Origin of the sequence: Dokdonella sp. (genome assembly GCF_039926425.1) — a bacterium.
Taxonomy (GTDB): domain Bacteria; phylum Pseudomonadota; class Gammaproteobacteria; order Xanthomonadales; family Rhodanobacteraceae; genus Dokdonella_A.
This window is the reverse complement of sequence record NZ_JBDSWZ010000059.1, coordinates 1-13533: the sequence shown is the minus strand read 5'-3', so window position 1 is coordinate 13533 and position 13533 is coordinate 1. Positions and strand designations below refer to the sequence as shown.

The window sequence follows — 13533 nt, the reverse complement described above, 5'->3', positions numbered from 1 at the left end:
ATACTGGCGACACGGGTTTCGCCAATGGCTTCGATGAACCGGTATTGCTGTGTGGCTGGTGTCGGTGCAGGCGCTCCCGATTCCGTGCCTAGTCCATGCCGATCCAGTCCACCGCGAGCGCGAACGGCCCCTCGCGGTGGTCACCGATCAACAGGCCAATCTCCGTGACGTTGGTCGGTTCGAACGGCGGGCCGTCGAGTGTCGTCCCGCGGACGCTCGGGCGCAGTTGATCCAGTGGCACGCGCGCCTCCGTCCACCGGCCCGCGGGCGCGGTGAATGGAGCGCTGTACGCCACGGCGATGCCACGCACCGTGGCATCGGTCTTCAGCCGCAGTTGATACGCACGGCCGTCACCGCGGACGCGCAGGACCAGTGCGGTCACGTACGCCAGGTCGAAAGAACGGCGCACCGTGCGGATGGACGAAAACCCTCCGTTGTTCGCGAGCGACAGAATGCCGGTGAAGTGCAGCGTGCCGGCCACGATTGCGGGCGCGCCGCTCGATCGACCGCCCATCACGCCATCGTTGACAGCCACCCATCCGGGCTCCGACGGAACGCCATCGAAGCGCATCAGCATGCGCATGCGGGTGCAGGCTCGCTTGTCATCCGGGATGTGAGGCGCGTTCGCCGGGGGTCGGCGCTGTGGCTGCACCCTCGAGAAACTCCCGCACCGGAACAATCGATTCGGCCGGCGCTTCTTCCTGCGGGACGTGCCCGAGATTCGGAAACGTCACGAGACGACTGTCGGGAAGGTTGCGGGTGTAGTCGGCGGCATTGGCGATCGGAATCATCGCGTCCTTCACGCCCCACACCAGCAGGACAGGCGCGTGAATCGTCTGGAGAAGTGGCTCGGGTTTTTCGAGAACCGACTGGCGCATGCGCTCGAGCACCGCGGCGCGCGAGCCCGGCGCGAGCATGAGGTCGTGGTAGCGCGTGACCGTCTCCTCGGTGAGTGCATCGGGATTGCCATACGCCGGTTTGAGATTCATCCGCAGCAGTGCTTTCGGCAACACGTAGCGCATCAGGCCGACCACCGACGGAATCGCGGGCGGCTTGCCGTAGTCGAACCCCGGGCTTGCAAAGCCATCCGGCGAAATCAGCACGAGGCGTTCCACGCGTTCCGGATGCGCCACCGCAAATCTCCACGCGATGCGCCCGCCGATTGAATTGCCGATCACATCGACCTTCGATATGTTCAGCCGATCCAGCAGCGCCACCAGTACGTCGATTGTTCGCTGATCGGTGTAGACGCCACCGGGATCGGGCGGCGACAGGCCGGATCCAGGGAGATCCAGGCGAACGACGCGGAACTCGTCGTCGAGCATCTGCGCCCACGGTTCCCATGTCTGCAGGCTCGAGCCGAAGCCGTGCAGCAGAAGGACGGCCGGCGCAGTGTGAGGACCGCTGTCACGCACGTGCAGGCGCGTGCCTGCAACGTCGATCATGTCTGTGGGGGACTGCAGATACTTCGCCTGCAGCTGTGCCAGCGACTTGTCGGGGGTCCACAACCACGAGCCCGTGACCAGGGCGGAAATCAGGAATGTTGCAGCAATCATCGATCGTGCCTTCAAGAACACTCGCTCCCACCGATTGGACATGAGCCGCGCCGCGCCGGCTTCGCGGGAATGCGGTTCGTTGCACCGGCAATCACCGCCCGGATACGCGGCTGACGCGTCTCGTATCCGCTGGAACTGTACCGGAGCGACGTCCGCGTCGGGTAGTCGGGCGGACCGCGTGCATTGGTGGGTGAGACGGTTTGCTAAGCTTGAGTCCATTCGGCAAGAGCCGACCTCTTCCAGCGGTGCACGTGACCATGAATCAACTCCTCCTCGTTGTGTTCTGCCTGTTCCCGGCCTTCGCGTCCGCGCGCGCTCTCGACATCGAGCAGGTGAAGATCCGCGCAAGCATCGACGAGGCATCGCTTTCCGAAGGACAGCATGCGCAGCTGGTTGCCTCGTTGAAGGAGATCGCCCGAATCGTTTCCGCGGATTGTCCGGCCTCCGATCGCGCCGACCGTCGCCTGCCATTCACGCTGGTGATGGAACTCGATGCATCCGGCAAGGTGCTGAGCACATGGATCACCGGCGAATCCGAATTCTCCGGTTGCCTGTCGAAGACGATGTCGCGCTCATTGTTGTTCGTGCCGCCGAAAGCGCCGTTCTTCACGTCGTTCGAGTACACCTTCAGCAATGGATGACGGCGTCGGGTGACGCCCGCGTCGCAGGCCGCTACCCTCGTTGCATGGTTCCCTCCCGTTTTCGATTCGGCGATTGCACGCTCGACATTCCCGCGCGCGAACTGCGTCGCGCGGGTGCGCGTGTCGATTTGCCTCCAACGGTATTCGACTGCATCGCCTATCTCGTCGCGCATCGCGATCGCGCCGTCGGACGCGACGAACTCATCGCCGCGGTGTGGGGAAAGACCGAGGTCAGCGACACGATGCTCGGCAAGGCGATCCTCGCAGCGCGACGTGCGGTCGGCGACACCGCCGAAGCACAGGTGCTGCTCCGCACGGTGCCCCGGTTCGGCTATCACTGGGTAGGAGACACGCGGATCCAGGAGATCGAGCGTTCGGAGCCTGCGCAAGACACCACGGACGAAGCCGGTGCACACAGGTCGTCCGCAGCCGACGTTGCCGAACCTCCACCGATCGCCGCGCCGTCCGCCCCGCAAATGCCGACGTCGCGATGGCGAACGCTTTCGCAGCTCGCCATCGGGTTGCTCATCGTGGCAGGCGTCGGTGCCGTCGTGGTGTCGCTGCGCTCAACGCCTCCGCGACCGCCCGCGTCGTCCACGACGACGCACGATGGTCCGGAGCAGGCCACTGCGCTCGCCGTGCTTCCTGTCGACGTCCTCACCGACGGCTCCGACGACTGGTTGCGACTCGGGTTGATGGACCTGATCGCGACGCGGCTGCGCGATGCCGGCATTGCGGTGGTCCGCAGCGACAGCGTCGTGCGCGTGGTCGATGCCCGCATGACGACCACGCAGGCAATGGCCGCGTTGCATGCTGCAATCGACACGCGTGGCGTCATCCTGCCGGCCGTCCGCAAGAGTGGAAACGAATGGATCGTGCGTGCGGAACTGATCGATGGCTCGGCATCGCCGCGGTCGGTGCAGGCGCACGCGAGCGATGCCATCAGCGCGACGGACCAGGTGGTCGGCCAGCTGCTCGGACTTCTCGGAAAGACGTCGGCGGCCGCGACGATGCATGCAGATCCCGGTCTCGCCGAACTTCTTCAGCGAACGGACGCGGCGCGTCTTGCCGAAAATCTCGATCTCGCGCGCGCGTTGATTGCGCAGGCCGCTCCGGCACTGCAGGCCATGCCGGAAGTGCGCGAGCGGGGTGTGCGCATCGCACTGCGTTCGGGCGAGTTCGACAAGGCACGCGTGGAGCTTGAAGTGTTGCTGCGCGAAGTGCCGGCCGAAGCCGATGCCGTGATGCATGCGCGCTTTCTCGAAGACCTGTGTTCGGCAGACATGCGCCTCGGCCGACTCGAGGATGCGTTGCGCGCCTGCGACACATCGATCGCGCTGCTCGAACCGCGCAACGAGCCGCTCCCGCTCGGCCGCGCGTACAACGACCGCGCTCTCCTCCATGAACGCATGAACCGGCATGACGCGGCGATGGCGGATTTCGCGCGATCGCGCATCGCGATCACCTTGGCAGGCGATCCGCTGTTGCTGGCCCAGCTCGACGGCAACGTGAGCATCATCGAGATGGGTCATGGCCGTCCATCGGAAGCATTGCCGACGCTTGAACGTGCCGGACACACCTTCCGCCGCTTCGGGATGGTCAACGAATTCGTGACGGCGCTGGTCAACCAGGTCGAAGCGCACCTGATGCTTCTGCAACCGCTCGACGCCCTCAAGGCCAGCGACGCCGGCTGGGCCGAACGCAGCCGGGTCACCGACCCGCAAGTGCGGCATGCGTTCGAGGCGGGCCGCGCGCAGGCACTCGCGGCGAACGGCCGCCTGGAAGAAGCGCGGGTGGTGCTGGATCAATTGATCCACGCGGCCGATCCGCCTCCCGACACGGCGCAACTGGCGATTGCGCGCAGCAATGAAGCGGAGCTCGATCTCGTGACCGGCGCGCCCGAGAGCGCTCGCGTGCTGGCCCGGCAGGCGCTTGAAGCCCTTGCGACACCGCAGACCATGCGCGAACGGGCGCGCGCATGGCTGCTGTTGACGCGTGCGATTCGACAGCTCGGCCAGACGAGCGACGCGGCAGATGAAACCGCTGCATTCGCCACGTGGGCGCAGTCGGTCGATGTGCCGTTGGCAACGCTGGACGCCTCTCTTGCGAACGCCGAGCAGTGTGCGGTCGAGGAACGGCATGCCGATGCCGTGGCCGCGTACGAACGCGCCATGCAGGCAGCGGACCAGCGTGGCCTGCCGGATCGCAGCAGCGAGACGGCGGTCTCCTATGCGACCTGGCTGCTCGCGCGCGGCGACGTGTCGCAGGCCGCTGACGTCGTCGGCAAGGTGGCGCGCTATGCCGATCGCGATTTCTCGTCGGCGTTGGTCGAGGCGCGCCTGTACCGGGCGCTCGTTCGACAGGACGCGTTTGCCGGCGCGATGACACGTGTGCGGCGACTGGCCGGCGAGCGCCGGATACCCGACGAGCTGGCGAGTGCAGGCGCCGCGCCGCTCGCACTCGGAACGACCGACTGAGACCCTTCGGACGCCGTGCGAACCGCGGCGGAACAGAAACGGAATGGTGCCGGCATGGTGCGTGGGGCGTCGCGCTGCCACGCTGAGGTCCACCGTTGCAGGCGCCGCAAGCCCGCGGCTTCACCGACCCACCGGAGATTCCGATGACCCCAGTTCTGCGTTCTTCGCGTGCCGCGCTCCCGCGTCTGCGTCCCCTCGCCGCGTGCCTCGCCTCCGCGCTGTTCCTGCAGGCCGGTGTGCTTGGCGCAGCGGCGCCATCGCCGTCCGCGCCTCGTGGCGGGCTCGCCGTGCTCAACTGCGATGACAGCGGCGCGGGCAGCCTGCGCGACGTGGTGGCCGGCGCGGTCAGCGGCGATGTCGTCGACCTGACGGCGCTGAGCTGCGCGTCGATCACCTTGACCAGCGGGGCCATCGTCATCGGTTCCGGCATCGCCGACCTCACGCTCCACGGACCCGGCTCCGCGGCGCTCGGGATCAGCGGCAACAATGCGAGCCGCGTGCTCGAGCACGATGGCACCGGCACGCTGACGGTGTCCGGACTTGCACTCGTCCAGGGATCCGCAGCCGGCAACGGCGGTTGCATCCTCGCAAGTGGCAACCTCTCGCTGGCTGGCGTCACGGTTGCGCAATGCACCGCGGGAACCGACGACGTCGCCGGAATATCCGGTGGCGGCGCGTTCGTCGCCGGCAATGCGACGCTCGCGGATACGCAGTTCACGACCAACGCCGTCAATGGCAACTTGCGTGTGCGCGGTGGTGCGCTGGCGGTCGGCGGCACCCTGACCACCACGTCCAGCCTGTTTGCCGGCAACAGCGCGCACAGCCACAGTGTCACCGGCGGCAACGCGTTCGCGAACATCGTCGAGGGCGGCGCCCTCTTCGCGCTGGGCAGCACCCATCTGACCGACAGCATCGTCACCGGCAATACGGCGACGTCCGACACCTTCGAAGTGTTTGGCGGCGGAATCGCGGTTGGCTCACATCCCGACAACGCCGAGGCGCCACTCGACATCCTGCGCGGCACGGTGAGCGGCAACACGGTCGTTTCCACCTGTGACGTGTGCGCGCCGCAGGGCGGCGGCATCGCGGCGGTCGGCACAACCCGGTTGCGCGACACGCAGGTGAGCGACAACTCGGTCGGATCGACCAACCACTACGGCGGAGCGGGCGGCCTGCGCGTGTTCAATGCGGGCAGCGTCGAGATCATCCGTTCCACCATCAGCGGCAACCATGCGGACTCGGCCGGCGGTGGAATGATCGGCCCGGCTTACGGCCTGGTCTCGATCGACGGCAGCAGCATCACCGCAAACGTCGCCGGCAACCAGGGCGGCACCAACGAAGGCGGCGGTGGCGTGCAGTGCGTCGCCTGTACGTTTCAGGTGCAGAGCAGCGCGATCACCGGCAACACCGCAGAAGCAAACGGCGGCGGCATCGGTGTCCTCTACGGCGAGTCGGGTCCGGCGCCGATGGCGATCATCGACAGCACGATTTCCGGCAACAGCGCGAGCGAAGGCGGGGGCGTGATGCTCGACGGCGGCAACGCGCAGTTGAGCAACAGCACGATCGCGTTCAATACATCGACGCAGCGTGGCGCAGGATTCAGCGCGTCGGAGTACGCGTACCAGATCGACTTGCAGAGCACGATCGTGTCCAACAACACAAACGGCGCCGCGCCGGCGAACGTCTGGGCATTCCCCGAGACGGTCACCGGCGCAAACAACCTGATTCCCGGCTCGTCGGGCCCGGCACAGCTGCCCGCCGACACGATCACCGCCGATCCGTTGCTGCAACCGCTTGCGCTCAACGGCGCGACCACGTTGACGCACGCGCTCGGCGCCGGAAGTCCTGCAATCGACACCGGCAACAACATGATCGGCCTGCTTTTCGATCAGCGGGGAGACCCGTTCTTGCGGGAACTGGGAGCCGCGGCGGACATTGGCGCGTTCGAGACCGACCCTGCGGCGTCCTCCGATGTGATCTTCCAGGATGGATTCGACGACGGCGCATGAACCCATCGCGCGAGCAATGTCAGCCGCGACGCGTGCCTCGCGGGACAAGCAACGCGGCTGAGTGCACTCCTGTGTTGCATCACGCGGATGAGTACGGAATCGCCGGACTCATCCGCCCGCGCCGCTGTAGCTTTTGAGGAACGACCAGATGCGTTCGTACTGGCTGCCGATCACATGCCCACCGTTGGTGACGAGGATCAGCTGGTACCGGCTGCATTCATCGCCCCACCCGGTGAGGTCGTAGCGGTTTGCCTCGTGCCCATTCGCGGTGTAGGTCTCGCGCAGCACGCCGCTGTCCTGGCCGGTGGAATCGTCGCCACCGAAGCAACCGTGTTGCGCTGCCCACAGCTTCATCGGAAAGAAAACGCGCCAGTCGATGTTCCAGTCGACCGGATGGTGGAACACCGCCGTCGGCGGCGGCGATACCGACGTATCGTTGGTGCCGTGAAGGTGCAGGATCGGCGTCGCCGCGTCATGGTGGAGCGGGCTTGATCCGTCGACGTCGCAGTCCGTGTCGGCGGTATTGCAATAGAGCAGACCTGCGTTCACCGCCACTGCAGCGAAGCGCATTTTCGTCGACGGCCGCTGCAGCAGGAAGTACGGCATGTAGGCGCCGCGCGATTCGCCGCCGAGGTAGATGCGATCGGCATCGACCGGTTCGCCGGCAAGTCCGTCGGCCACGAGCGTGTCGATGATCCGGCTGATGAACTGTGAATCCTGCGACTGGCCTGGAAGATCGGCGGCCGCGTGGGTCCACGTGTGGTTTGCACCGCTCGGCGTCACCAGGATCGCGCCATCCGCGTCCGTGTGCGGGTAGAAGCCGCTGCCGTAGCCATTGCCGGAACCGCCGTCGCCGTGCAGCCAGAACAGCACCGGGCGTCCGCAGTCGGGAGCGGGCATCGCCGGTATGCGATAGAAATACGTGTGCGTCGCTCCGTCACTGGTCTGCAGGGTGGCAGAGCCCGAAACAAGTGCTGCGGATTCGAATCCGTTCCGAAACATCGCGTCGCACGCCGCCTGCGCGCGCTCTGCCGCGCAGACCGTTGCAAACATCGCAAAGAACATGCGCATACCGGCGTCGCGAGTTCTTGGAACCCAATGGCGCTGCAGATCAATCATTTCATTCCCCTGGACATCGGTGCGCCAAACGGCACGTCAGGGGATACTTACGGCAAAGAGTGATGAAAACGGCCATGCGACTGTGGGCGAAGAGCAGCGCGCGGCCCGACAGCGCCGCGCGGCCAACGGTTGATTAGTGGGGCCAGAGAATCACGATCTGCCGCCCGGCGTCGCCGTAGTTCAACTGGTATGCGCAGTAGATGTTGTAGCGCGCATCGAACCCGCTGCCGAAGAGCGAATCGAAAAACGCGCCATTCCATGGCTGCAACGCAATCGCAGTTCCGTTCATGCCGGTCAGCCGCTCGTTGGTGAACCGAACCAAGGCGCTCGCGGGCTGCTGCTCGCAGGTCTGCACGCCATACACTTCAAGCGCGGCTCCGAATACCCAGTCGAATCTCTGTCCATAACTTTGCGTATTGAGCACGGTGCTCTCCGCCCCTCTCTTCGAGCTGACTGCCCAATTGGTGCAGACATCTCCGCTGCAGTTCGAACCCGTCATCACGCCATTGATCGTCTCGCCTGCACTCACCGCCAGCGGATCGCTGTGGAATGTGGTTCCGTCCTTGCAGCAGTTCCACGACGCCACGCTCCAGGCGTGATCGCCAAAGCCATTCCATGCGAGCACGGGCTGCAGGATGGTCTGCACATCCTCGATATCCTCCAGACCCGGAAAAAGGTAGATGGTCTGGTCGCCCGCCGATGAGGGTGCAGTCGGCACCAGCATGTCCGCTGCAAAGACCTTCGGCACCGCATTGCTCACCACGAACGTCGCACTCACCGTGTAGCCGTTGATCGTTGGCGGCAGCGTGTCAGCTGTGGCGGTTTGACCGGGGATGTCGGAAACCTGCGCACGGTCATACGGTCCGATCGCCGTTCCGGCCTTGGAGAAGTGCGCATGGATGCACGCTGGCGAAGCGCGCCGCTGACCGGCAGGGCCGGCAATGCTCCCGTCCGCAAGCACGCGTTCGTCCGAGCCGACGCGCTGGACGCAATCGGGATGGAAATAGCCATTGGGCGTCACGAGGTAACCATCCGGAACGCCTGCCGGGCGCGCCGACGGCGGCAGCGAATCGACCGATGTCGACGCGTCAGCAACGGGTATGCCTGCATCAGGATTCATCGCTCCACACACCGATGCACACATCAGAAGCGCGACGGTCGCGAAGACGACCGGAAAATGTCTCGCGGAGGCAACCACGCCGGTTCGTTGCAGCGGTGCGTCATTCATACCGGTTTCTCCCATCATCGTTCACGGTTCCCGAACCAACGATCCGCGTTCAAAGCGCTCCAGACAGCGAGACGATGGATGGCGCCAGTGATCAAGACGCGTCCGCTGCCGCCCATCCATTTCGAATCCAACGTATCGTTCCCTGCGCATACGAACGCTGAACGCGCTGATTTGCGCGCGCATATGATCACGCGCGCTTGTTCCGTTGAGCATGCCGCACCGCCTGTGGCTGAGCTCAACTTTCGCGCGGGGAACAGGATCGACGTCGACGCTCACGCTCTGTCACTGCAGCCGCTCAGCGCGCGTTGCGAGGTGCGCGGTATGCTTTGCGGCCCATCCGTTATCGCCAAGAGCTCGCCATGAATGACTGGTGGTCCGACCCCGTGCACGCCCGTTGGCTCGAATTTGGAACGAGTCTGGGATTGCGCCTGCTCGGCGCCCTTGTGTTGCTGTGGATCGGCATGAAGCTCGCAGGAATGCTGGCCGACTGGCTCGGCCGCGGGCTGCAACGCACGCACATGGAAAAGACCGCGACGTTGTTCCTCGCGCGCGTCGCGCAGGTTGCGCTACAGGTCGTCGTGTTGCTCGCCGTCGTGCAGGTACTCGGCGTGCCGATGACCTCGATGCTGGCAGTGCTCGGCGCGGCCGGTCTCGCCATTGGTCTCGCGCTCAAGGACTCGTTGTCGAACATTGCTTCAGGCGTGATGCTGGTCGCGTTGCGTCCGTTCAAGGTTGGCGACGTCGTGACGATCAACGGGGTCAGTGGCAAGGTGGAGGAGATCAACATCTTCCAGACCCGGCTGCGCGGCACCGACAACCAGACGTTCACGCTGCCGAACTCACTGGTCACGACCGATTCGATCGTCAACATGACACCCGACGAGATGCGGCGGATCGAGCTGATCATCGGCATCGGCTACGGCGACGACATCGATCTTGCGCGCGCGACGGTGATGGAGATCCTGCACGCCGACTCACGCGTACTCGCAGAACCTGTTCCGAACGTGCTGGTCTATGAGCTGGCCGAAAGCAGCGTGAACATCGGGGTGCGCTGCCACGTTGCGAATGCGGACTTCTTTGCGACCAAATGCGAATTGACCGAGCAGATCAAGAAAGCGTTCGACCGCGTCGGCATCTCGATTCCATTTCCGCAACGCGACACGCACGTCTACACGCATGCGACGCAGCCGTCGCGGGCGGTGGAGGAAAGCGCGATCTAATGATTCGAAGCCGGCGTGCCGCGCTCTGAAGCAACGCGCACGATGGGTTCGAGGTGGATTTCCATGTGGGTGCGGGCTTCCGCGCGCGCGGGATCGGCCGCTGTGCGTCCGCCAGCCGACCCGGCGACCACGATGCGCGCGGGCGCTACGCCTGCGTCGGCCAGATGTCGGGCAAGGCCCAGTGCGCGCTGTTCTGCGAGGCGACTGTTGGCCGGTGCATCGCCGTTCGCATCCTGCGACGCGTCCACCGCCACCAGCATCATCCGGTATTCGGCAAGCACCTTGACGATCGGAGCGAGCAGACGGCTGATGCCTGGCGTGATTCGCGCATTGCCGGACTCGAAATCGAGACGCGATGTCACATCGAGAATGACGTTGTTGCCCTGCCGGCCGACCACCACACCAACCTGTCCACCGGCGATCTGCTTGAGGCGACCCTGCAGAACGTCGACGTAGTAACCGACATCGCCAGGCGGCAGTGCATCTTCGGGATTCTTCGCAAGTGCGAACTTGATCTTCCGCTTCGCTTCCTCGAATCCGCGCCGTGCAATCACAACGGGCCCCTTGGGCGCGGAAACAACTGCCTTGACGACCGGCTTGGCGGCTGGCGTCGGTGTCGTCTGCGTGATCGGTGCCTGCGGAGCAGGCCTGGATGTCGGCGTCGAGCACGCGGCGAGCGCGAAGGCGGTTGCACCGGCGACTGCAATGAATCGAAGCGTCTCAGGTCGCATGGTTGGTCGTGTCCCGGTCGAAGGTCGATGAAGGTTTGGGAGAACGGGAATCGGATGACGCGTTCTTGCGCAGATAGTCGAGCAGGTCCCCGATCCACAGCGGCTTGCTGAAGAGAAAGCCCTGCCCGAACAGGACGCCATGCTCGATCAGCCAGTCGCGCTGAGCCGTCGTCTCCACGCCCTCGGCCACCGTTGCCAGATTCAACGAGCGCGCCATCTCGATCACGTGCGTGACGACGTGGCTGGTTGCCGCACGTGTTCCGATCGCCTCGACGAACGACTTGTCGATTTTCAGCAAATCCAGTTCAAACGACTGCAGGTAGGAAAGGCTCGAGTAGCCGGTTCCGAAATCGTCTACTGCAACCTGATGACCCATGCTGCGCAGGTTGCGGATCAGCGAGCGCGACAATTCCGTATTGAGCAACGCACGCTCGGTGATTTCCAGCTTGATGCTGCCCGCCGGCAACTGTGCACGCGACAGCGTGGCCGCGAGTTCGCGGCCGATCGCGTCGCTCTTCAGATCGCCGGAACCGAGATTGAGATTGACGCTCATTCCTGGAAACTCGGCGAGGATTTCCTGCATGTCGCGCACGGCGATCTGCATGACCGCGCGGGTGACGTCCTGCACGATACCGGCGTCTTCTGCGAGCGGGATGAAGATGCTCGGGCTGACCCAATCGCCACCTGTGCGTTTCCAACGCGCAAGGGCTTCCATGCCGACGCAGCAGCGTGATGCCAGATCGACCACCGGCTGGTATTGCACCGAGATCTGTCCAGACGCAATGCCCTCGCGCAACTCTGCCGTCATGCCGAGGCGGCTGCGCGAAATGCGCACCATCAGATGGATCCACGCCACCAGCAACAGCAGCCCGAGACTCGTGCCGATCGCAAGCATCTGCGCGTGGCGGGTCAGAAAATTGTCGAGCGGCTCGCGCGCGACGATGTCGATCGGCAGGATCGCATTGCGCGAGTAGCGCGAAATCACCTGGCCATGTTCGTGATCGACAGTGATGCCGATCGGTAACGTGTCGGGTGCGGGCAGCGTCGCATCCCACGGAATCGCCGACAACCGCAGATTCTCCACCCACAGTGCTGCCTGCCTGTTCTTCATGGGGCTGCCGTCGAGCAGCATGCGCGGATCGATCGCCACGTCGTGATCGCCGTCGCGCATGAGGAACAGCTGGACGTCGCCGACCTGGGTCTGCGCACTCGGCCACCACGCAATGACGCCATTGTCGTAGATGCGGTCCGCATGCGCCGGTTTAAGGACGCCCTGGGCGAGAAACCCCACGCCGCACAGACGCTTGTTTGCCTGCCAATAACCGATGGCGCGCACGTACGGTCGGGAAATTGCCGCTTCCTCCAGCGCCTTGAGGTGTTCGGTCGAGCAGCGCGGGAAGGTCAGCTGATCGAACGACTGCAACATGTCGCGCGTGTCGACGATGATCCGCTCGGTGGACTGACCGAGCGATGCCGCAAGTCCGCCCGAATACGCTTCCTCGGATGTCACCGACTGATTCCACAACAGCGCCGCAATCGAAACGAGCAGCACGGCGACCCCGGCGATCGCCACCAGCGTCGAGAACACGAGAATTTTTCCGGTGCGGAACATGCGCAATCGCTTCAGCAGTCAGGTGCGATGAAACAGACGAGTCGTCGGCGCGAGCCGGAGTCGGTCCAGCCGGTTGCATGAAGCGTGCCGGTCGGAACGTGCACAGCCGGATGTGGACTCGGCTGGCGGGCTACCCGCGATACGGCAACTGGCCCGCAAATCGGCCGCCACGACGCCGGTGGGCGAACCGCATGGACCTCGTGCGTCGTTTCCATGTGTCCTTTTCCAGTCCGACAGCGAAGACATCTGCCATTCAAGCATGCAAGCGATCCGCCACGCCATCGAATTGGCCCCGCATACCCATTTCATTCCATGTTCAACCCGTAGGAGTTCATTTCTGAATGGATCGCTGTCAGGTCCGGCGACGCGACCATTGCAGCGAGCGATGGAGCAGACGCGTTCGCTTGCTGTTGCCGCCTGCAGTGCCATTCGGGATCCAGGCGTGCTCCGCGACGATTTGCCTCGACGCCGTTGCGCATTCCGGTCGACATCCCAGCGGAACAATGCTCTCGTCGCAGAGTGATCGATACAGCCATCGCAGCGCGCTCACGCTGCCGCAAAAAAAAACAGGTTCCCGCTTGTTTGCGATTGTTCCCGTTACGCGAGCTGGCGTTCCATCCATTCGACAAGGAGTGTCTGTCGAATGCCCGTGCGCGAGCAGCGGCGGTCTTCTTCAGGCGGCTGTTGTGGCGTGGTGGGTCCACCGGACTTTGGACAGGTCGCCTTCGCCGGCCTTCCACTTCGACATCGCGTCCGGATCAATAGAACGCCGCCCACTCGTTCAGTCGGACTCGACCGAGCGCGATTTTCATCGCCCACCACCTCCATTTCCAGGCTGAATCGTGGCATGTCGCATCTTTTGGTGATTCGATGATGCTGTGGCGGACACCATGTAAGATACAGGCCGTTCAATCCCGGACATGCTGGAAAAACGAATGCC

The 13533-nt window shown here is 64.5% G+C and carries 10 protein-coding genes; 4 read left to right on the top strand and 6 right to left on the bottom strand.

Going from position 1 to position 13533, the window contains the following annotated elements; genetic code table 11:
* Positions 1-88: 88 nt before the first annotated feature.
* Positions 89-583 (bottom strand): CIA30 family protein, encoded by a 495-nt coding sequence (locus tag ABIV12_RS03560; RefSeq protein WP_348056298.1) that lies wholly within the window; start codon positions 581-583, stop codon positions 89-91.
* Between the two features lie 19 nt (positions 584-602).
* A complete protein-coding gene (locus ABIV12_RS03555; RefSeq protein WP_348056296.1) occupies positions 603-1556 on the bottom strand; it encodes an alpha/beta hydrolase in 954 nt (317 codons plus the stop codon).
* Between the two features lie 257 nt (positions 1557-1813).
* Here ABIV12_RS03555 and ABIV12_RS03550 point away from each other — a divergent pair, with 257 nt between their 5' ends.
* The 3 genes from ABIV12_RS03550 to ABIV12_RS03540 all read left to right on the top strand — a co-directional run bounded on the left by ABIV12_RS03550 (position 1814) and on the right by ABIV12_RS03540 (position 6683).
* Positions 1814-2197, top strand: a complete 384-nt coding sequence (locus tag ABIV12_RS03550) for a hypothetical protein (protein ID WP_348056294.1) — start codon at positions 1814-1816, stop codon at positions 2195-2197.
* Positions 2198-2241: 44 nt separating this feature from the next.
* Positions 2242-4674 (top strand): winged helix-turn-helix domain-containing protein, encoded by a 2433-nt coding sequence (locus ABIV12_RS03545; RefSeq protein WP_348056292.1) that lies wholly within the window; start codon positions 2242-2244, stop codon positions 4672-4674.
* A gap of 143 nt (positions 4675-4817) precedes the next feature.
* Positions 4818-6683, top strand: a complete 1866-nt coding sequence (locus ABIV12_RS03540) for a choice-of-anchor Q domain-containing protein (protein WP_348056290.1) — start codon at positions 4818-4820, stop codon at positions 6681-6683.
* A 108-nt stretch (positions 6684-6791) separates the two neighbouring features.
* Here ABIV12_RS03540 and ABIV12_RS03535 read toward each other — a convergent pair whose 3' ends face one another.
* The gene (locus tag ABIV12_RS03535; RefSeq protein ID WP_348056288.1) at positions 6792-7802 is read right to left on the bottom strand and encodes a hypothetical protein; all 1011 of its coding nucleotides are present in this window, start codon (positions 7800-7802) and stop codon (positions 6792-6794) included.
* Between the two features lie 133 nt (positions 7803-7935).
* Positions 7936-9030, bottom strand: a complete 1095-nt coding sequence (locus ABIV12_RS03530) for a hypothetical protein (RefSeq protein ID WP_348056286.1) — start codon at positions 9028-9030, stop codon at positions 7936-7938.
* 359 nt (positions 9031-9389) lie between these two features.
* Here ABIV12_RS03530 and ABIV12_RS03525 point away from each other — a divergent pair, with 359 nt between their 5' ends.
* Positions 9390-10250: a mechanosensitive ion channel family protein gene (locus ABIV12_RS03525; protein ID WP_348056284.1), complete on the top strand. Its 861-nt coding sequence runs from the start codon at positions 9390-9392 to the stop codon at positions 10248-10250.
* Here ABIV12_RS03525 and ABIV12_RS03520 read toward each other — a convergent pair.
* Both ABIV12_RS03520 and ABIV12_RS03515 read right to left on the bottom strand, forming a co-directional pair.
* A complete protein-coding gene (locus ABIV12_RS03520; protein ID WP_348056282.1) occupies positions 10247-10981 on the bottom strand; it encodes an OmpA family protein in 735 nt (244 codons plus the stop codon). The two genes, ABIV12_RS03525 and ABIV12_RS03520, sit on opposite strands and share 4 nt — an antisense overlap.
* Positions 10971-12593: an EAL domain-containing protein gene (locus tag ABIV12_RS03515; protein ID WP_348056280.1), complete on the bottom strand. Its 1623-nt coding sequence runs from the start codon at positions 12591-12593 to the stop codon at positions 10971-10973. Before ABIV12_RS03515 ends, ABIV12_RS03520 begins: the two co-directional genes overlap by 11 nt.
* Positions 12594-13533 lie beyond the last annotated feature (940 nt).